General features: G+C 53.5%; 13 protein-coding genes. 2 read left to right on the top strand and 11 right to left on the bottom strand.

Features of this window, described 5'->3' with window-relative positions; genetic code table 11:
* Nucleotides 1-20: 20 nt before the first annotated feature.
* Together ACL2XJ_RS09880 and glpE are read right to left on the bottom strand one after the other, a co-directional pair.
* Complete coding sequence (locus tag ACL2XJ_RS09880; protein ID WP_413726878.1) at nucleotides 21-1,697, bottom strand: ShlB/FhaC/HecB family hemolysin secretion/activation protein; 1,677 nt, start codon at nucleotides 1,695-1,697, stop codon at nucleotides 21-23.
* Between the two features lie 825 nt (nucleotides 1,698-2,522).
* Nucleotides 2,523-2,861 (bottom strand): thiosulfate sulfurtransferase GlpE, encoded by a 339-nt coding sequence (gene glpE / locus ACL2XJ_RS09875; RefSeq protein WP_413726390.1) that lies wholly within the window; start codon nucleotides 2,859-2,861, stop codon nucleotides 2,523-2,525.
* 252 nt (nucleotides 2,862-3,113) lie between these two features.
* Between glpE and glpD the strand changes: the two genes are divergently transcribed.
* Complete coding sequence (gene glpD, locus ACL2XJ_RS09870) at nucleotides 3,114-4,625, top strand: glycerol-3-phosphate dehydrogenase (RefSeq protein ID WP_413726389.1); 1,512 nt, start codon at nucleotides 3,114-3,116, stop codon at nucleotides 4,623-4,625.
* A gap of 114 nt (nucleotides 4,626-4,739) precedes the next feature.
* Here the strand turns inward: glpD and ACL2XJ_RS09865 are convergent, their stop codons facing one another.
* The 9 genes from ACL2XJ_RS09865 to asd all read right to left on the bottom strand — a co-directional run bounded on the left by ACL2XJ_RS09865 (nucleotide 4,740) and on the right by asd (nucleotide 19,729).
* Nucleotides 4,740-5,675: a LysR family transcriptional regulator gene (locus ACL2XJ_RS09865; protein ID WP_413726388.1), complete on the bottom strand. Its 936-nt coding sequence runs from the start codon at nucleotides 5,673-5,675 to the stop codon at nucleotides 4,740-4,742.
* A gap of 84 nt (nucleotides 5,676-5,759) precedes the next feature.
* Nucleotides 5,760-6,683 carry an AEC family transporter gene (locus tag ACL2XJ_RS09860; RefSeq protein ID WP_413726387.1) on the bottom strand — a complete coding sequence of 308 codons (924 nt, stop codon included), beginning with the start codon at nucleotides 6,681-6,683 and terminating at the stop codon, nucleotides 5,760-5,762.
* A 349-nt stretch (nucleotides 6,684-7,032) separates the two neighbouring features.
* Nucleotides 7,033-8,196, bottom strand: coding sequence for a mandelate racemase/muconate lactonizing enzyme family protein (locus ACL2XJ_RS09855; protein WP_132923774.1), 1,164 nt, complete (start codon nucleotides 8,194-8,196; stop codon nucleotides 7,033-7,035).
* A 429-nt stretch (nucleotides 8,197-8,625) separates the two neighbouring features.
* On the bottom strand, nucleotides 8,626-11,073 hold the full coding sequence (gene glgP / locus ACL2XJ_RS09850; RefSeq protein ID WP_413726386.1) for a glycogen phosphorylase: 2,448 nt from the start codon (nucleotides 11,071-11,073) through the stop codon (nucleotides 8,626-8,628).
* A gap of 26 nt (nucleotides 11,074-11,099) precedes the next feature.
* A complete protein-coding gene (gene glgA / locus ACL2XJ_RS09845; RefSeq protein ID WP_132923776.1) occupies nucleotides 11,100-12,530 on the bottom strand; it encodes a glycogen synthase GlgA in 1,431 nt (476 codons plus the stop codon).
* A 57-nt stretch (nucleotides 12,531-12,587) separates the two neighbouring features.
* Nucleotides 12,588-13,874, bottom strand: a complete 1,287-nt coding sequence (gene glgC / locus ACL2XJ_RS09840; RefSeq protein ID WP_413726385.1) for a glucose-1-phosphate adenylyltransferase — start codon at nucleotides 13,872-13,874, stop codon at nucleotides 12,588-12,590.
* Between the two features lie 13 nt (nucleotides 13,875-13,887).
* Entirely contained in the window at nucleotides 13,888-15,894 is a 2,007-nt protein-coding gene (gene glgX / locus ACL2XJ_RS09835; protein ID WP_413726877.1) for a glycogen debranching protein GlgX, read from the bottom strand.
* Nucleotides 15,895-15,980: 86 nt separating this feature from the next.
* Complete coding sequence (gene glgB / locus ACL2XJ_RS09830; RefSeq protein WP_413726384.1) at nucleotides 15,981-18,164, bottom strand: 1,4-alpha-glucan branching protein GlgB; 2,184 nt, start codon at nucleotides 18,162-18,164, stop codon at nucleotides 15,981-15,983.
* 461 nt (nucleotides 18,165-18,625) lie between these two features.
* Entirely contained in the window at nucleotides 18,626-19,729 is a 1,104-nt protein-coding gene (asd, locus tag ACL2XJ_RS09825; protein WP_132923779.1) for an aspartate-semialdehyde dehydrogenase, read from the bottom strand.
* Between the two features lie 261 nt (nucleotides 19,730-19,990).
* Between asd and ACL2XJ_RS09820 the strand changes: the two genes are divergently transcribed.
* A complete protein-coding gene (locus ACL2XJ_RS09820) occupies nucleotides 19,991-20,584 on the top strand; it encodes a YhgN family NAAT transporter (RefSeq protein WP_132923780.1) in 594 nt (197 codons plus the stop codon).
* The last annotated feature ends 118 nt before the right edge of the window (nucleotides 20,585-20,702 follow it).

The raw sequence follows: 20,702 nt of genomic DNA, 5'->3' as shown, positions 1-20,702 counted from the left end.
GGGGAATAGCAGATGATGATTCAGTGCTGCCAAATCAGATTGAATCCGAAGGCGAGCCCGTCGGTTCCCAGTCCGTCCGGTTTCGACAGGGGGACGCCGCTGAACACATCGTAAGAAAGCCCGATGGCGGACCAAGCGCCGCGCAACCCGGTCACGCCCCCCGCCAGGCGCCGCCCGGGAGACTTGCTGTCGATTCTGCCGTGCAATTCGCCGTAATCGATGCCCAGGTAGAGTTCCTGGCTCGGCACCGGGGTGCGCCAGGCGATATCGTTGCGCAGATACCAGCCGTTATCGGCACTGAGGGTGCGCCCGCCGTCAAAACCGCGCACCGTCCAGCGGTTGCCGATGGCGAATTGATCCGGCGGCGTCAGGAGCCTGTGGCTCAATTGATGGCTGTATTGCGCCACGTAGCGAAAACGTTCGCTCCCCAGGAAGAAGGGCGCATTGAGCAGAGCGGACCAGCGGGTGATTTTCCCCAGCGCGGTGCCGGTGCCGATGTATTCTTCGTTTGCAGGCACGGCGCCGAACCAGCGAGTGCCCTGCTGATAGCTCAATCCGGCATCCAGGGTTGCCGCGCCGATATGGTGGCGATGGGATAACCCCATTTTCCAAGCGCTGGTACGCCGCGTATGGTTGTCCAACCGGTTATTATTGAAGGAGTTTTTAGTCTTACGCGTCATGACGTCATAGGACAGCGAAGTTTTATGGCTGGCGCCGCGGTGCACCACCCGCTTTGCCTGCACCGACAGGTTGCCGCTGTCGCCCTGATAGCGTTTATATTGCGGGACGCGCGTGGCGATTTCCGCCGCGTTTTGCGTGTAGTCATAATGGCCGCCGTTGACGCTGAACAGCCAATAGCCGAACGGTACCGAATAATGGGCGCCGTAGGTTTTGATTTGTTTTTTACCGGCGAAACCTAAATCCCGGCCCAAAGTGACATAAAACAAATCGCTGAAGGACAACGGATTATCCAGAGCCAGCATCAGGCCGCTTTGGTATCGTCCGGTGGCCTGGGTGCCCCCGTCGTCCAGCCAGGTTCCCAGACGGTAGTAGCGTGATTGGCTGCGGTGGATACGGATGTCGCTTTCACCGGCAAGCTGCCCGGGGTTAAGCTCGACATCGGCTTTTACCGTGGGCAACCGTTGCATATTTTCCAGGCCCTGTTCGATATCCCGCAGGTCTAAGAGATCACCCTTGCGAGCCGGGACAGTATTTACTAAGGCGGCGTGACTTGAAGAATCATCGCTAAAGCGAACCTCACCCACCCGGCCGGGTAAGATCACCAATTTGAGATTCCCGCTGCGCAGATCCTGCTGTGGCGCCAATACGCGAGTGGTGATCCAGCCATGATCGGTCAGCCGGTTTTGCAGTGCGGCCATTAATTGATTGATCCCCTGGGCGCCGAGGCAATGGCCCTGTGCATGCCCGGTCAAATCCTTGAGCCGCAGCCAGCGCGGCAAGGCGTCGGTGCCGTCCACTGTGATGCGATGAATTATCTGGCAGGGAGATTCAGTGGGAAAAACCAGCGCCGAACGGTCCGAAGGTGGTGCGGAAAGCGTGATATCCGGCGCCTGCGGCGTTAATTGCCGTTCAAGGGCCTTTTGCTGCGCCTGCTGGTGCATATCTTGTCCGCCGCCCTGGCTGGCCGAGGCCTGAAAAGAGCAGAGCGGCGATAGCAGCATTGACCATAACAACATTGGCCTTAGCAGCACCGGCCATAACGACACCCTGGCCGGCAAAAAATAATGGGCGGGCAAGTAATGATAATGCCGTCCTAGCATAGAAATATCCTTTGATTCCCTGGAAAAGATTATCGTCTCTCTTTATCTGATATTTGATTTAGCGGGAGATGATAAGCAGTGCAATTGATTTTATGAAAGTCATGAGATATCCAATATTATATTTATTAGAGCATCTTTTCTCATGGTATTTATTAATTTATGCAATATTGGCATTGAGTAATAAGCCTAAAATGATCTTTTACATTGTTAGTACCTCATATTAATAGAAATATTGACAACAGCTTTATTTATGGAACTTCATAACTATTATCATCAGTACACTTATTTATCTTGATGGCCATGTTAACGGAGGTTTTTGAATGAGCCTCAATTTCAAAGTAAAAAAGACTAGTGGATACATGATGATAAGTTTGATTTACCTTTAAGGAACATTATATTAGGCACAAGAAGATGATCTTTATTTATAATATTGGCGATAGTAATAGATGCACACCGATGTGCTTGATTTATTTTTCCAGCATCCCTTAGCTATTAGATAACGCCTTATCATATTTATAGGTAAAACATTTTTATTTAATTTAAAGTAACTGAAATAAATAATATATCCTCCATAAAAATTCGTCTGTTGCGCTAAATGCTATATTGAGGAAATTATCATAATAAGTTAATGCCGGGCGGTCAATTTCTATTATGGAAAAATGGCGCAGAGTGATGAGCGATTTAAACACCTCGCCTTCACCGCCAACAGGCCGGGGATGGGGCGAGGGGATAGGGCCGGCCTTATGACTGTGCTGATTCGGCGACAGCGATTTCATCGGGAAAGGCATTTCGCCAGGCTTCAAATCCGCCGTCGATACTGTAGGCCGCTTTTAAACCCTGTTGCAGCAGATATTGCGCGGCGCCCTTGCTGCTGTTGCCGTGATAGCACATGACCATGACCGGACGTTCGGGGTCGGTCCGTTGCAAAAATGCGCCCAGAGTATCGTTGGTAAGGTGAAACGCTCCCGGCGTATGCCCGGCGGCATAGCTTTGCGGATCGCGGATATCCACCAATTCGGCATCGCCCTGCTGCAAACGCTGACGGGCCTGCTCTACGCTTATCGACTCAAAGTGTTCCATAGTGCTCCGCCGCCTCGCTTGAAGTCATAGATTTTCCCCCACACGGGGCTTTTCCAGTTTAGCAATCCTTCCACCGGCGTCTAGCCTTTTTCCATCGGGATTCCTTTTAGCAGATCCGGTGAAACTGTTACCTCCATCACGCATAAGTTTAAATTTTCAACAGAGACTTGGCATAGATGTTGGTTTTCGATTACAATCTTGAGCGAAAACGAAAATAAAAGAACCATTTTCGAACATCTGGAGGAAGCGATTGTGGAAACCAAAGATCTGATTGTGATTGGCGGCGGCATCAATGGGACCGGCATTGCGGCCGATGCAGCCGGGCGCGGACTCTCCGTGCTGCTGCTGGAGGCAGATGATTTGGCCTGCGCAACCTCATCCGCCAGTTCCAAACTTATTCACGGCGGTTTGCGCTATCTCGAACATTACGAATTTCGTTTGGTCAGCGAAGCCCTGGCTGAACGGGAAGTTTTATTAAAAATGGCGCCGCATATCGCTTTCCCGATGCGTTTTCGTCTGCCCCATCGCCCCCATCTTCGTCCGGCCTGGATGATCCGCCTCGGCTTGTTTATGTACGACCATCTGGGCAAACGCACCAGCCTGCCGGCCAGCAGAGGTATTCGTTTTGGCGCGGATTCCGTTTTGAAACCGTCGATTGTGCGCGGTTTTGAATATTCCGACTGCTGGGTGGACGATGCGCGGCTGGTGGTGGCCAATGCGCAGGAAGTGCTGGACAAAGGGGGCGAGGTGCGTACCCGGACCAAGGTGACCCGTGCCTGGCGTAAAGAAGGCCTATGGCATGTTGAAGCGCTGGATGCCTTAACCGGCAAAACCCTGACCTGGCAGTGCAAGGGATTGGCCAACGCCACCGGCCCGTGGGTGAAGGAGTTTATTGATGACAGCCTGAAGCTGCCGTCTCAATACGGCATCCGTTTGATCAAGGGCAGCCATATCGTGGTGCCACGCGTGCATAACGGCCAGCAAGCCTATATTTTGCAAAACGAAGACCACCGCATCGTTTTTGTCATCCCTTGGCTGGATGAATTTTCCATTATCGGCACCACCGATGTGGAATATCACGGCGACCCGAAGGGAGTGGCCATTGATGAAAACGAAATCGATTATCTATTGAACGTCTATAATGCCCATTTCAAAAAGCCGTTAAGCCGCCAAGATATTGCCTGGACCTATTCCGGCGTCCGGCCGCTCTGTGATGATGAATCCGACTCTCCCCAGGCGGTAACCCGCGATTATACCCTGTCGGTAACCGACGAACACGGCAAAGCCCCGTTGCTGTCGGTGTTCGGCGGTAAACTCACCACCTATCGCAAGCTGGCGGAACATGCCTTGGACAAGCTGGCGAAGTATTACCCATCCGCATCCGGAGCCTGGACCAAAGGCGCGATATTGCCCGGCGGCGATCTCCATGGCGATCGGGATGATTATGCCGCCACCCTGCGGCGTAAATTCGCTTTTCTGCCTGAAAGCCTGGCGCGCCGGTATAGCCGCACCTACGGCAGCCAAAGCGAACTGCTGCTGAAGGGAACCGCCCGTATGATGGATCTCGGCGAAGACTTCGGCCACGGTCTGTACGAAGTGGAGCTGAATTACCTGGTGGCGCACGAATGGGTGGTGGCCCTTGATGATGCTATCTGGCGGCGTACCAAGCTGGGTATGTGGCTGGATGATAAACAAAAACAGCATATCAGCGAGTGGCTGGCGGAACACGCCAGGACCGGCCGGTCGCTGTCGCTGGCGTCGTAGCGCAAACGACGGCTGCGCCGGGGTTTTCCTCCCATAGGCGCGGCGCTAAATGGTTCCGTCTTCTACCGCGGGGAGAGACGGTTGACTTTGCAACACCGCGGGAAGCGCCGCTAATCAGTCCGGTGTCAACGCGGCGTTTTGCACGATATGCTCCCATAGCTCTTCCGCCGTACGGGTCATCGGGGCGGCGTGTCTGAACAGGCGAACTTCAACCGGTATCTTCAATTCAGTATCGATTGGCGTCACCTGCATCAGGTTGCCTTGCAGCATCTCCCCTAATGCAATGGAAAACGGCAGCCAGGCCACCCCTTCCCCGCTCACCGCCATCGCCAAAAGCGTGCTGGCTAAATCAGACGTGAATACCGTCCGCATATGCCTGGTCAATTTCACCACCGCCGGTTGCCCGGATAAGATTCTTCCCAGGCCGGATTCGCCGCTGTAGGAAAGGAAGGGAATTGCCTTATCTTCCAGGCTCCATTTAGGCTTGCCGCTATCCGGGTCGGGAGCGCTGACCAATACCATATTATCCGAGCCGACTTTTATGCTTATGTAGTCGCCGGATTCCAGCTTAAGGTTCATTTTGGGAAGATGATGGCAAAGCAGGAATTGAGATTGTCCTTGGGTAAATATCCTTTCACAGGCGCGCATGGTATTGGAAACCAGCTGAAAAGTGTTGAGGAGATTGGCGGTTTTACTCCTCTTTATCCAGGAGGGAAAAAAGGCAAAAGATAAAGAATGGGTAGCAGTAAAAACAACTTCCGCATCGTATAACTCCGAGGTTTCCAGCGTCTTCCTGCGGGCGTTATACAGCAGGTTGATGAGCGTCGCCGCCTCGTCGCAAAAGACTTCACCGGCTTTTGTCAGCGTGACGCTGCGTCGTGAACGCTGAAACAGCATTGTGCCGATCCATCCTTCCAAAGACTGAATCCGGCGACTGAACGCCGGCTGGGTGATATTTCTGATTGAAGCGGCCTGTGAAAAATTTAATGTCTGCTTCAAGGCTAAACAGTCTTCGAGCCAGATTAACTCTATTTGAATATTCTGATGCATAGAAACCTGCGCCACGCTGTTATCAGTAATTTCAATGTAATCTATTATGCCCTCCTTCTTGTACAAAAAAACCCGTTATGGTGTTTAGATTAGTTTCAGCGCCAGGGAGATAGTAAACGGAACGGTGATCACCGCTAAAAGCGTACTTGCCATAATAGCGCATGCCGCTTTTTCAGGGTGAACATTCAATAATGTGGCAACCGCGGAAATATTACTGGCCAAAGGATTACAGGCGATCATAATTACGACTATTTTTTCAGGCTGAGAGAGATTGAAGCATGAAGAGAACAGGACGATCACCGCCACGGTATAAATCACATGTTTCCACAGCAATGCCAGACCGATAAATTTCCAATCCAGGATCAGCTTTTCATATTTGGCCAGGGATAACCCGATTATCATCATGCCTAATACACTGTATCCGCCGACAAAGGTATCCATTCCGGATATCACGATGGGAGAAAGAGCAACGTTGAAATGTTTAAGCACCAGGGCCAGGGCAGAAGCATAAAGCGTCGGCATCTTCATGACCAGTATCAAGCTGTCGACGATGGAATTTTTTCCCCGTGCGGTGAGATAAAAAGCCGTGGTAAACTCATAGATATTTGACGATACTTTGACAAAAACCACAATGGCAATGGCCACGGCTCCATATTCCGTGCCCTTCAACAGGCCGATAGCCAATGGCAAGACAAAATAACCGACGTTGCCTGCTCCACCAACCGCGCCAAATAAATTAGCGCGGCTGTCTTTCCATACCACTTTGCCGATAGCGAAAGCGATGAGTGCGGCGATACTGGCACCGATATAAAAAACAAAGGTATACACAACATACCCCACCGTGGCCGGGGATTCGTAGATAAGTATAAAACAGGCGGCCGGCGTGAAGACATAAATCAATAAGCCGGAAATATCTTTACTGTTGATTTTAAATTTTTTCCCAACGTACCATCCCAATAAAGATACGGCAATCAGGAAAGCAACGCGATATAATACTTCAGTAAACATATTATGCCTCATAATTGTAATGTAGGAAACATGACCGATGGCTATCTAATGGTATTGCTTAATCTATAAAAAATATTATTTTCAATCTCAATAACAGTCATTTAATTAAAATTGGTTATAGGCTGTTATTTTTTTCACTTACAATTTCAAGATTATCACGCAATAAAAACAGAATGCTTCATCAATATTTCCCCCGTCGTGCCGACCATAATTAAAGGTGTCATAAATAAACAATCTTAAAATACAGCATGTGGATTTGACAGATCGGTAAGCTGTCCCTTAAGCGGCGAAACGGCATAATAACTTGGCATAATAGGAAGTCTTTTTATACCAAGCCATTATGTTTGGTTTATTCCGCCAGCTCCCGCATAACCTTAATCAGATCCGATTTTCCCTCAAAGCCGATCCCCGGCAGTTCAGGCATAACGATATGGCCTTCTTCAACCCGGACAGAATCAGGGAAACCGCCGTAAGGCTGGAATAGGTCGGGATAACTTTCATTGCCGCCCAAGCCCAGACCGGCAGCGATATTGAGGGACATTTGATGACCGCCGTGAGGGATGCAGCGCGACGGAGACCAGCCGAATGCAGCCAGCACGTCCAGGGTCCGCAGATATTCCACACAGCCGTAAGACAAGGCGCAGTCAAACTGCAGGTAATCGCGGTCAGGGCGCATACCGCCATACCGCAGCAAATTCCTGGCATCCTGATGGGAGAACAGGTTTTCCCCGGTAGCCATCGGGGCGGAATAGAATTCGGCAATGGTCGCCTGTAGCGCATAATCCAGCGGATCGCCGATTTCTTCATACCAGAATAAAGGGTATTCACGCAACATTTTGGCATAGGCGATGCCGGTTTCAAGATCGAATCGTCCATTGGCATCCACCGCCAGCCTGGCTTCATCGCCTATTTCGGCCAATACCGCATCGATACGCCGGCGATCTTCGTCAATAGAGGCGCCGCCGATTTTCATTTTGACGACATTATATCCACGATTAAGATAACTACGCATTTCCGTGCGCAGGGCGGTAAGATCTTTACCTGGGTAATAATATCCCCCTGCCGCGTAGACAAAAACACGGGGATTGGCTTTACGTCCTTTCATTTCGGCAAGCAACCGGAACAAGGGCTTGCCGGCAATTTTCGCCGTGGCGTCCCATATAGCCATGTCCAGGGTGCCGACGGCAACCGAGCGTTCTCCGTGGCCGCCGGGTTTTTCATTGGTCATCATGATGTCCCAGATACGGGAAGGCTCAAGATTATCCCCTGCCTCATTTAATAGCGCTGCCGGCGGCGCCTCCAAAATCCGATTGCGAAAACGCTCCCTGATCAAGCCGCCCTGCCCGTAGCGTCCGTTGGAATTAAAGCCATAACCCACCACGCGCTGCCCGTCGCGGACGACATCGGTAACAACGGCAACCAGGCTGGTGGTCATTTTACTAAAATCTATGTATGCGTTCCGAATAGGAGAGGCAATGGGTTTGGTCTTTTCGACAACATCAATGATATGCATGCTATTTCCCTAAGATGTTAATCTTGCTGGTCTGTTTTCATATTCCCATTATATTTTTTGAATGAGTCCTGACTAATGCCCATTAATATTCTTGTTATGCTTACAGCGCATCACAGAAATATGAATCACTAAAGCGTTTTTTAATGATTGTATTATAAGGTTTTTTGATTTATGTGATTTATTTCCTAACGCTTTTTAACTGTGGTTACATTAATTTTAAGTCGTTAATTTGTGATGAGCATTACATTTTCATCCCGCGAAAGTAGCGTTTACTTTTCGTCAGGCTATATTTAAATTACAGTGTAATCACTTAGGAGGGGGGTTATAAATTTATCGTAAACGCGCAAAATATGTTCATTTATTGCCTGACAAACTTAACCGCCGACGAGAATTCACCCGTCGGCGGCTGTGGCAATAGGCGTTGCTTCACTACAACCGTATCGGTTTCACATGCCAAATCTCATCGGCATATTCCTGGATGGTGCGGTCCGAAGAGAAATATCCCATGCTGGCGATATTCATTACGCAACGGCGCGTCCATTCATCCTGATTGTGATAGAGAAGATCCACTTTATCCTGGGTATCCACATAGCTGCGATAATCCGCCAACAGCTGATAATGATCGCCGAAATTCACCAGGGTATCGAACAAATTTCTATAACGGTTGGGTTCGCCGGGGCTGAAGGCGCCGGTAGCGATTTGCGTCAACGCCTGGTTCAGTTCGGCATCCTGGTCGAAATACTCGCGCGGGTTATAGCCTTTACGTCGCAGTTCTTCCACTTGTTCAGCGGTATTACCGAAAATAAAGATATTTTCGTTCCCCATACGCTCGCCCATCTCGATATTGGCACCGTCCAGCGTGCCGATAGTCAGTGCGCCGTTGAGGGCAAATTTCATATTGCTGGTGCCGGAGGCCTCGGTTCCCGCCAGGGAGATCTGTTCCGACAGATCCGCCGCCGGAATAATCAATTGCGCCAGGCTGACGCCGTAATTGGGAATAAAGACCACTTTAAGCCGGTTCTTCACCACCGGATCGCTGTTGATTACCGCCGCGACATCGTTAATCAAATGGATAATATGTTTTGCCATGTAGTAGGCCGATGCGGCTTTGCCGGCGAAAATATTCACCCGCGGCACCCACTCCAGGTCAGGATCCTGTTTGATACGATTGTAACGGGTAATGATGTGAAGCACGTTCAGCAGTTGGCGTTTATATTCATGGATACGCTTGATCTGTACATCGAACAAGGCAGCCGGATCGGTGACGACATTCAGCTCCCGCGCCAGATAGATAGCTAAGGCCCGTTTGTTGCTCAGCTTGGCTTTCTGAATGTCCTGGATAAAGGCCGGGAAATCGATTTGGCCTTTTATCTCTTCCAACTGGCTTAAATCGGTACGCCAGGTCTGGCCGATATTCTCGTCCAGCACCGCCGACAGCGGCCGGTTCGCCAGCGCCAGCCAGCGGCGCGGCGTAACGCCGTTGGTTTTATTGCAAAAACGATCGGGGTAAATACGGGCGAAATCGGCGAAAAGAGACTGTACCATCAGCTCCGAGTGCAGGGCGGACACGCCGTTCACCTTATGGCTGGCTATCACCGCCAGCCAGGCCATTCTAACCCGCCGGCCGTCGTTCTCGTCGATAATCGACACCCGCGCCAGCAGGGCGGGGTCATCAGGAATGTCTTCCTGTACGCCGTTCAAAAAGTGGTCATTGATTTCAAAGATGATTTGTAAATGCCGGGGCAGGATTTTGCCCATCATCTCCACCGGCCAGGTCTCCAGCGCTTCGCTCATCAAGGTATGGTTGGTATAGGAGAAAACGGAGCAGACCACGTCCCAGGCCTGTTGCCAGGTGAATTTATGGTCGTCGATTAACAGGCGCATTAATTCCGGGATCGAGAGCACCGGATGGGTATCATTAAGATGGATGGCGATTTTATCCGCCAGATTATCGAAGGTTTGATGCATCAGCCAGTGGCGATTCAGGATATCCTGCATCGTGGCGGAAACCAAAAAGTATTCCTGGCGCAGGCGCAATTCGCGGCCTGAATAGGTGGAATCGTCCGGGTATAACACGCGAGAGACGTTTTCAGAAAAGTTTTTATCCTCTACCGCGGCGAAATAATCCCCCTGGTTGAATTTGCCCAGGTTGATTTCATTGCTGGCCTGCGCTCCCCACAGCCGTAGCGTATTGGTGGCGTCTGTATCAAAGCCGGGGATGATCTGGTCGTAGGCGCATGCCAGCACCTCTTCCGTCTCTACCCAGCGGGTTTTGGCGCCTTCCTGCTGCACTCGTCCGCCGAAACGGACTTTAAAACGGGTGGAGTGGCGCATGAACTCCCACGGGTTGCCGTATTCCAGCCAGTAATCCGGCGATTCGGCCTGCTGCCCGTTGATGATATTCTGTTTGAACATGCCGTATTCATAACGAATACCGTAACCCCGTCCCGGCAACGCCAGGGTCGCCATTGAATCAAGAAAACAGGCGGCCAGCCGCCCCAAGCCGCCGTTGCCCAGCCCCGGATCGTTTTCCTCTTCCAGCAGGTCGTCCAGCTCAAACCCCATATCCTCCAGGGCCGCTTTGGTATCGTCATAGATGCCCATGGCCAGCAGCGCGTTGGACAGCGTCCGGCCGAGCAGGAACTCCATCGAAAGATAATATACCTGGCGCACATCCTGTGACAGCTGGGCGCGGTTGGAACGCAGCCAGCGCTCTACCATGCGGTCCCGCACCGCCAGTAGCGTCGCATTCAGCCATTCATGTTTATTGGCCACGGAAGGATCTTTACCGATGGTAAACATGAGCTTATACGCGATGGAATGTTTCAGCGCTTCAACGCTGAGCGTGGGTGAGGCATAAATAAACGGTGAGTTCATGACATTCATTCCCCATCAGTGAATATCTACAAGCGTTGATACAGAGACTGATAAGCCCGGGCGGCGACATGCCAGCTAAAATCCAGCCCCATCGCCTGTCGCTGAACAAAGCGCCAGAGGGCAGGTCTTGACCATAACACAAAAGCCCGGCGGATTGCCCGCTGTAAAGCGGCCGCTGTAGCATCCTCAAACACAAAACCGCTGGCGATGCCGTCGGAGAGGTTTTCCAGCGAGCTGTCGGTCACCGTATCCGCCAGCCCGCCGGTGCGCCGCACCAAAGGCAATGTGCCGTATTTCAAGCCGTATAACTGCGTCAGTCCGCAGGGTTCGAAACGGCTGGGCACCATAATCACGTCCGCCCCGCCGATAATGCGGTGGGAAAAGGCTTCGTGATAACCCAGCTGCACACCCACCTGGCTGGGGTATTCCGCCGCCGCCGCCAGGAATCCCTGTTGCAGGGTGGCGTCGCCGGCCCCCAGCAGCGTGAGCTGGCCACCCTGGTCCAGTAAATCCGGCAGGACTTCCAGCACCAAATCCAGCCCCTTTTGGCTGGTGAGGCGGCTGACCACGGCAAACAGGGGTACCTTTTCATCCACCGTCAAGCCCATGGCGGTTTGCAAGTGGCGTTTGTTATGAACCTTGGCTTCCAGCACGTCGCGGTTATAACGAGTGGAAAGCATGGGGTCGTGGGTCGGGTTCCAAATAGCGTCGTCGACGCCGTTGAGAATACCCGTCAGGCGCCCCTGGGATTGCAGCGAAAGCAGTAGCCCCTCCATGCCGTAGCCGTACGCCGGCTGGGTGATTTCCCTGGCATAGGTAGGGCTGACGGTGGTGACATGATCGGCGAAAAACAGCCCGGCTTTCAAATAGGATATCTGGCCGAAAAACTCCATGCCGTAGGTTTGGAAATAGCCCTCGGGCAACCCCAGCTCCGGCAGGTGGCGCGGGGAGAACAGCCCCTGGTAGGCCAGGTTGTGCACCGTGAACACCGATTTCGCCGGCCGGCCTTTGGCGGCCAGATAGGCACAGGTCAATCCGGCGTGCCAGTCATGGGCCTGCACGATATCCGGCTGCCAGGTCCTGTCCAGTCCGGTGGCCATTTCGCTGCCCACCCAGCCCAGCAGCGCGAAACGCAGGTAGTTATCCATATAGGCATACTGATCCTGGTCGTGATACGGGCTGCCCGGACGGTCATAGAGGCTGGGGACATCGATAAGATAGATTCCGACCCCGTTAAACCGGCCGTATAATAACGTGACGTGCTGGTTAAACGCATCGAACTGATTCACGATGCGGGTATCCGGTATACCTTTACGTAAATCCGGAAACGCGGGCAGCAGCACCCGCACATCATCGCCTTCGATAATTTGCGCGGCGGGCAAAGCGCCGACCACATCCGCCAGCCCCCCGGTCTTCAGTAGGGGAAAAAGTTCGGAACATACATGTAAAACCTGCATTATCGCTCCCATTCTTATCTTATTGCTGTTCTATGACCGCAAACGTAATCGGCTTAATTAATTTAGACTCGCCAGCATTTTGCGTGTCACCAGTACGATTCCTTCTTCAGAGCGATAGAATCGTCTTTCGTCTTCTTCGGCGTTCTCCCCGATCACCATGCCTTCGGGAATGGAACAGGCGCGATCGATAATGCAGCGCCGTAGCCGGCAGGAGCGGCCCACATTGACATCCGGCAGCACCACCGCTTCATCCAGGGTGCAAAATGAGTTCACCCTCACCCTGGGAAACAGGACGGAATGCATGACATGGGTTCCGGAGAGAATGCAGCCGCCGGACACCAGCGAATTGAGGGTCACCCCATGGTTGCCGGCCCGATCCTGCACGAACTTGGCCGGCGGCAGCGGCTCCATATGGGTACGGATCGGCCATTGTTGATCGTACATGTCCAGTTCCGGCGTTACCGATGCCAGGTCGAGATTGGCGCGCCAATAGGCGTCGAGGGTGCCCACGTCGCGCCAGTAGGGCGGCGCCGAATCATCCTCGGCGGAGGAGACGCAGGATAGGGTAAAGGGGTGCGCCCAGGCTTCTCCGGCGGCGGTGATCTTCGGAATGATATCCTTGCCGAAATCATGATTGGAGCTGTCGATGAGCATGTCCTCTTCCAGCAGTTGGAAAAGATAATCGGCATCAAAGACATAGATGCCCATGCTGGCCAATGCCTGATCCGGCGAGCCGGGCATGGCCGGCGGATCCGCCGGTTTTTCCACGAAATCCAGCACCCGATACTCATCGTCAACCGCCATCACGCCAAAATCCCTGCCTTCGTGACGCGGAACCGGTAAACAGGCCACGGTGCATTTCGCCCCCTTTTCCACATGATCGATAAGCAGGCGGGAGTAGTCCATTTTATAGATATGATCACCCGCCAGAATGACGATATATTTGGCGCGGTAGCGGCGGATGATATCCAGGTTTTGATACACCGCATCCGCCGTGCCGCGATACCAGTTTTCGGTGGCGAAGCGCTGCTGCGCCGGCAGCAGATCGACGAATTCGTTCATTTCCTCATTAAGGAAAGACCAGCCGCGCTGGATATGCTGCACCAGGGTATGGGACTGGTACTGGGTAATCACGCCGATACGGCGAATGCCGGAATTCAGGCAGTTGGATAGCGCAAAATCAATGATGCGGAATTTTCCGCCAAAATGTACCGCCGGTTTGGCGCGTTTAGCGGTCAGATCCTTCAGACGCGAACCACGTCCGCCCGCCAGAATCAACGCGACGGACTGAATGGGTAATTGTCTGGCCAACATCACCGGGTCACTACTTTCAAACCTAACCATGGCCGACTCCTTATTATCGTTTTACCAGCACATAAACCGCACGGGCTTCCACGAAAAAGTGGTCGGCCGATCCCGGTTGTTCTGGGCGTTTGAACGGTTCAATTAACGTCCACTTCCCTTCAGGTAAGGTCATTTCACAGGCTTTTGTCGTGGCGTTGATCACAAAGAGATGATCTCGGGAGAGCCGGATTTGCATTTGGCGTTCGCCCTGTTCCCATTCTTGTGCGTTCAATGCCTGCCCGCGGCTATTTAACCAAAGTACCGTTTGCTCATCGTTCTCCCACCACCAGCGATCGTCTGTGAGGGCGGGTATCTTTTGGCGCAGGCGGATCAGGGCGGCGGTAAAGTCCGCCAATTCCCGATCCCCCCGCCGCCAGTCCAGCCAGGTCAATTCGTTGTCCTGGCAATAGGCATTGTTATTGCCCTGCTGGCTGTGGCCCAGTTCATCTCCCGCCAACAGCATCGGCGCGCCTTGGGACAACAACAGCGTTGCCAGCAAGGCCCGCTGGCTATCCCGCCGCGCCTGCCGGACCGAGGGTTCGGCACTGGGTCCCTCTTGGCCATGGTTGTTGCTATGGTTATCGCCGGCCCCGTCGCGGTTGCTTTCACCGTTGGCCTGATTATGTTTTTCGTTGTAGCTCACCACATCCTGCAGGGTAAAACCGTCGTGGGCGGTCAGCATATTTACCGAGGCGCAGGGGGATCGCCCCTGGGCGCCAAAGAGATCGCTGGAGGCGGCAAAACGCCGGGCGAACGTTCCCAGCGGCACATCGCCGTGTAGCCAAAACCGGCGCATATCGTCACGAAAATGGTCATTCCATTCGCCGAAAGGCGGCGGGAATTGTCCCACCTGATAGCCGCCGGGCCCGATATCCCAAGGTTCAGCAATCCACTTGCAGCCCGCAAGGTCTGGATTGTCCCGCAGCGCGGCAAACAGCGGCGCGTCGCGTACGAAATCCGGGGTGCGGCCGAGCACCGTGCCCAGGTCGAAACGAAAGCCGTCCACATGGCAGGTCCGGCGCCAGAAGGCCAGACAGTCCAGCACCCAGGCGGCGACCGCCGGGCTGCTCAGGTTCAGGGTGTTGCCGCAACCGGTCCAATTGCAATAATCGCCGTCTTCATCCAGCCAGTAATAAGCGGCATTATCGATACCGCGCAGCGAGAGCGTAGGTCCCTCGACATCCAGTTCCGCGCTGTGATTGAACACGACGTCCAAAATCACTTCGATGCCCGCCCGGTGCAGTACTTTCACCATATCGCGGAACTCATCCAGGGCGCTTTTACCGTCGAGGCCGGAGGCGTAACCCGGCTCCGCCGCATAAGGCGCCAGCACGTTATACCCCCAGTAATTGCGCAGGCCCTGCCGCTGCAGGCGCGGTTCATCGACATGCAGCTGCACCGGCAACAGCTCCACGGCGGTAATGCCGAGATGCCGCAGATAGTCAATCATCAGCGGATGCGCCAGGCCGGCATAGGTGCCGCGCACCGACTGCGGAAGGTCCGGATGTAATCGGGTCAGCCCCCGCACATGGGCTTCATAAATCACGGTTTCGCCCCAGGGCACGGCGGGGAATTCGTCTTCCTGCCAGTCGTAACGCTCATCCACCACCAGGCATTTCGGCATCGCCGACGCGCTATCGGCGGTATCGGGCTGCGCCAGGCCGCCGTTCAGGGCCGGGTCATCGGGCACCTTGCCGTCCAGCGCCCGGGCGCAGGGATCGATGACCAGCTTGGCCGGATTGAACCGATGCCCTTGCCGGGGCTCGAACGGGCCGTAAAGGCGATAGCCGTATCGCTGGCCGGCCTTTACGCCGGCCAGATAGCCGTGCCGGATATCCCCGGTGCGTCCGGGCAAATCTATTTGCCTCTCCCGCCCCTGTTCATCGAACAGGCATAACACCACCCGTTCGGCATGGGCGGAATAGAGGCTGAAATTCGCCCCGCTGCCGTTATAACTCGACCCCAACGGCGACGCGGCGCCGGCGGATATCGCATTTTCACCGTGGTCAGCGTCCGCCATCGGCGCGGCAAAGCCGGCGGACAATCCGCCTTCACCGTCAAAGCCAGCGTCCTGTGGGGCCGGGGAACCGGCGGGCCGTGGGATCATCACGCCTCCCTGGCCAGGAAAATGGTCGCCAGCGGCGGCACGGTGAGCAGCAGTGAATGCTCACGGTGGTGGCTGGGGACCTGTTCACTGTGCAGTTCGCCGCTGTTGCCCATATTGCTGCCGTTGTAATACTGAGAGTCAGTGTTGAGCACCTCGCGCCAGCGGCCGGGAGTCGGAATACCGATGCGATATCCCAGGCGCGGCACCGGCGTAAAGTTACTGACGACGATCATTTCATTGCCATGGCTGTCGCGGCGCAAAAACGCGAACACCGAATTTTCCGCATCGTCCGCCACCAGCCACTCAAAACCGTCATAGCGGTAATCAAGATCATAGAGCGGCGAATGCTGCCGGTAGCATTGATTCAGATCCCGCACCAGCCGCTGCACGCCGCTGTGCATGTTGTCGGCATCGTCAAGCAGATGCCAGTCCAGGCTGACATCGTGGTTCCATTCTTTCCATTGGGCGAATTCATTGCCCATAAACAGCAGTTTTTTGCCCGGATGGCCCCACATAAAGCCGTAATACGCGCGCAGGTTGGCGAATTTCTGCCAGACATCGCCGGGCATGCGGTTGAGAATGGATTGTTTACCATGCACCACTTCATCGTGGGAAAGCGGCAAGACGAAATTTTCACTGTAGGCATAGACCATACTGAAGGTCATTTGATGATGGTGATACTTGCGGTGCACCGGATCCAGCTGCATATAGCGCAGCGTATCGTTCATCCAGCCCATGTTCCATTTGTAATGGAATCCCAGCCCACCCGAATCCGGGGGCGCGGTGACGCCGGAAAACGAGGTGGATTCTTCCGCCACGGTAATGGCGCCGTCCCGCTGGGTGCCGACGGTATGATTGGTGTAACGCAGGAAGGCGATGGCCTCGAGATTTTCATTGCCGCCGTAATGATTAGGCACCCATTGGCCCGCCGGCCGGCTATAATCGCGATAGATCATCGACGCCACGGCATCCACCCGTAACCCGTCGATACCGTACCGCTCCAGCCAGAACAGAGCATTGCCCGCCAGATAGTTGCGCACCTCGTTGCGGCCGTAGTTATAAATCAGGGTATTCCAGTCCTGATGCAGCCCTTCGCGGGGATCGGCATATTCATACAAGGAGGTGCCGTCAAATTTCGCCAGGCCGAATTCATCGCCGGGAAAATGGCCGGGCACCCAATCCAGCAGTACGTTGATGCCTGCCTGGTGCGCGGCGTCGATAAACAGCCGGAAATCCTCCGGCGTGCCGAAACGCCGGGTGGGCGCGTAAATACCCAAGGGTTGATAGCCCCAGCTGCCGTCGAAAGGATGCTCATTGATGGGCAACAGTTCGAGATGGGTAAAGCCCATGTATTTGACATAATCCACCAGCTGTTGGGCCAATTCTCCGTAGCTGAGCCAGTAGTTGTTTTCCACATGACGGCGCCATGAGCCTAAATGCACTTCATAGATGGAAATGGGCTGGTGGCGCCCGTTGGCTGCATTCCTGGCCGGATCTCCATCGGCAATGGCGGGTATTCCCCGCGTGACCGAAGCGGTCTCCGGGCGCATCTGCGCTTCAAAGGCATAAGGATCCGCTTTCAGACGGGTTTCGCCATTGCAGTCGATGATTTCATATTTATACAGCTGACCGATCGTTACCGCCGGTAAAAACAGTTCCCAAATTCCGTTTTCGCGCCGCTGCCGCATGGGATGCCGCCGGCCGTCCCAAAAATTGAACTGGCCCACTACTGAAACGCGCTGGGCATTGGGCGCCCAGACCGCAAAACGCATGCCTTCAACCCCGTCTAAAACGTCAGGGTGGGCGCCTAAGCGCTCATAGGGCCGTAAATGGGTGCCTTCCGCCAGCAGCCAGCTATCAATGTCCTGCAATAGGGGACCAAAACGGTATGGATCTTCAATAATATAAGTATGCTCGTGCCAGGTGACGGCGAATTGATAGCGAAACGGTTTTTTGCGCCGGCTTAATAACACCGAAAAAAACCCGCGGTCGTCTTCACAGTTTAATTCCGTGATTTTACGTCCGGTTTTACTTTCAATTAATGTCACGGCACTGGCGTCTGGTAATAACGCCCTGATCTCCAATCCTTCGCTGGTGAGATGCATACCCAAAATTGAAAATGGATCCGCATAACGTCCTGAAACCAAAGCTGTGATGACCTCATGGCCCGGAAATCCCGACATGGTATTCTTCCTTAGATTACTCCATGAAATAAAAGAATATTTCCAAAAAATTCAGTTCGTATCCTTTCATCACACATCCCAGTTTCCCCAAAGCGCAGCGATCCTTGCCGACCGTGTCGGCAAGAAAAATGGGGGATGACAGCATGCTCAGAAATCCCTTCAAAGGATTATTTCACTGTGGGCATAACCATACCCATCCAATAATAAGCATAGACAAAGGTTTAAAGGAAAGATTAATACTCAACAATGAAAATTTAAATCATTTATTAAACTATTGAAAATTCATCACTTCGCTGCAAGATTTCTATTGTTAATCATTGCAATAAGTCGAGATTGATCACAGAGGAGAAGATTGATTGTTAAGTTTTATTAATATATTGACGTGGAACAAAGAAAGTTCAACCAAGCAGGCGTCTGCCGGTCCCCTGCCCTGGGACCGGTGTATAGATGGCGGGGGAAGATCAGGCCAATAGGCGCAGCATGCGGCGTAATGGTTCAGCCGCGCCCCATAGCAGTTGATCCCCCACGGAAAACGCCGCGAGGTACTCCGGTCCCATGTTAAGCTTACGCAAACGGCCCACCGGCGTTTTCAGCGTACCGGTGACCGCAGCCGGACTTAATTCACGCATCGACAGTTCACGATCATTGGGCACCACATTAACCCAATCGTTGTGGGTCGCCAGCATCTGCTCGATATCCTGTAATCCGACATCCTGCTTAAGCTTGATGGTGAACGCCTGGCTATGGCAGCGCAAAGCGCCGATACGCACGCACAAACCATCAATGGGAATCACATGCCCGGTATTCAGGATTTTGTTGGTTTCCGCCTGCCCTTTCCACTCTTCCTTGCTCTGCCCGTTTGGCAGCTGCTTATCTATCCAGGGAATCAGGCTGCCTGCCAGCGGGACACCGAAGTTATCCGTCGCCAGGGTGCCGCTACGGGTCAAGGCGGTGACTTTACGTTCGATATCCAAAATCGCCGAAGCCGGATCCTGCAATTCCTTGGCCACTTCGTTATGAAGCTGGCCCATTTGTACCAGCAGTTCGCGCATATGGCGGGCACCGGCGCCGGAAGCCGCCTGGTAGGTGGCCACGGAAATCCATTCCACCAGATCATGGGCAAACAGCCCGCCTAAGGACATCAGCATCAGGCTGACGGTGCAGTTGCCGCCGACAAAGGTTTTGATACCGTCGTTCAAACCCTGCTGGATAACCGCCTGATTCACCGGATCCAGGATAATGATGGCGTCATCGTTCATGCGCAGGGAGGACGCGGCATCAATCCAGTAACCCTGCCAGCCGATTTCCTTCAGCTTTGTATAGATTTCGTTGGTATAATCCCCACCCTGGCAGGTGACGATAATATCCAGCGCGCTGAGCGCGTCCAGATCATAGGCATCCTGCAACATCCCTTGTTGTCCGTTAATGACCGGCGCAGCCTGGCCATGCTGGGATGTTGAAAAGAATACCGGGCGGATGGCGTCAAAATCGCGTTCTTCGGCCATGCGCTGCATGAGCACCGAACCGACCATACCGCGCCAGCCTATAAAACCAACGTTTTTCATGTTAACTGTCCTGCCTTGGAGGGTGACAAAGAGACTTGGTAGTGTTTTGGCTGCATGGAACTTGCAGGTTACACAACGACCACATTACAAAAAGTGATTGAATTGCTGCAAGTGAAATTATTCGATTAGAGCAAATTTTTCAGCAGCACTGCTTATATCCGCCAAATGGTGAGGGAATGGGTAGATTAGCATCCTACCCACCCTCAAGGATAAGGTTTGATGGCGCATGGGTTAAAAAGCTGAAAATCGAGGTAATTAATAATGACTGAAATGATTTCGGCTACCGTTTTGCTGTTTTTGATCATGGACCCTTTAGGAAACCTGCCGATTTTCATGTCGGTATTAAAACATCTGGAACCGAAAAGGCGGCGGATAATTGTCATTCGTGAAATGCTGATTGCGCTGCTGCTTATGCTGCTGTTTTTGTTCGCCGGTGAGAGTATTTTGTCATTTCTCAATCTGCGAACGGAAACCGTATCGATTTCCGGCGGCATAATCATGTTCCTGATCGCGCTGAAAATGATTTTTCCCACGCCGGAAAGCGGCGGCAGCGGGTTGCCGGCCGGGGAAGAGCCCTTTCTGGTGCCGCTGGCCATCCCGCTGGTGGCCGGCCCGTCCATACTGGCGACCCTGATGCTGTTGTCCCACCAGTATCCGCAGCGGATCCCGCACTTGGTGGTGGCGTTGCTCATTGCCTGGGGCCTGTCGGTCATTATATTGATGCAATCCACGCTGTTTTTGCGGTTGCTGGGGGATAAAGGCGTCAATGCGCTGGAAAGGCTGATGGGCCTGCTGCTGGTAATGCTCTCCACCCAAATGTTCCTGGACGGCGCCCGGGCCTATTTGCGCAGCTGAACCAGGCTATCACCGCGGTATGGGGCGCTACCACCGATCGTGCAACGAGCCTGTTAAAGGGAGACCGCGGCGATGGGGTCGAAGCGGCCATTGTCGGCCGCGGAGCGCCCCATGCCAC

It is taken from the genome of Sodalis sp. RH16, assembly GCF_047324245.1.
Lineage (GTDB): Bacteria > Pseudomonadota > Gammaproteobacteria > Enterobacterales > Enterobacteriaceae > Acerihabitans > Acerihabitans ligni.
Note: the sequence above shows the minus strand (reverse complement) of the source record. Positions and strands in the feature narration are given on the sequence as shown.

Bases quoted from the DNA above. Each gene is read 5' to 3' on its own strand.
- ACL2XJ_RS09880 (WP_413726878.1), bottom strand. From the start codon at position 1,697: ATGTTGTTATGGTCAATGCTGCTATCGCCGCTCTGCTCTTTTCAGGCC.
- glpE (WP_413726390.1), bottom strand. From the start codon at position 2,861: ATGGAACACTTTGAGTCGATAAGCGTAGAGCAGGCCCGTCAGCGTTTG.
- ACL2XJ_RS09865 (WP_413726388.1), bottom strand. From the start codon at position 5,675: ATGCATCAGAATATTCAAATAGAGTTAATCTGGCTCGAAGACTGTTTA.
- ACL2XJ_RS09860 (WP_413726387.1), bottom strand. From the start codon at position 6,683: ATGTTTACTGAAGTATTATATCGCGTTGCTTTCCTGATTGCCGTATCT.
- ACL2XJ_RS09855 (WP_132923774.1), bottom strand. From the start codon at position 8,196: ATGCATATCATTGATGTTGTCGAAAAGACCAAACCCATTGCCTCTCCT.
- glgP (WP_413726386.1), bottom strand. From the start codon at position 11,073: ATGAACTCACCGTTTATTTATGCCTCACCCACGCTCAGCGTTGAAGCG.
- glgA (WP_132923776.1), bottom strand. From the start codon at position 12,530: ATGCAGGTTTTACATGTATGTTCCGAACTTTTTCCCCTACTGAAGACC.
- glgC (WP_413726385.1), bottom strand. From the start codon at position 13,874: ATGGTTAGGTTTGAAAGTAGTGACCCGGTGATGTTGGCCAGACAATTA.
- glgX (WP_413726877.1), bottom strand. From the start codon at position 15,894: ATGGCGGACGCTGACCACGGTGAAAATGCGATATCCGCCGGCGCCGCG.
- glgB (WP_413726384.1), bottom strand. From the start codon at position 18,164: ATGTCGGGATTTCCGGGCCATGAGGTCATCACAGCTTTGGTTTCAGGA.
- asd (WP_132923779.1), bottom strand. From the start codon at position 19,729: ATGAAAAACGTTGGTTTTATAGGCTGGCGCGGTATGGTCGGTTCGGTG.
- ACL2XJ_RS09820 (WP_132923780.1), top strand. From the start codon at position 19,991: ATGACTGAAATGATTTCGGCTACCGTTTTGCTGTTTTTGATCATGGAC.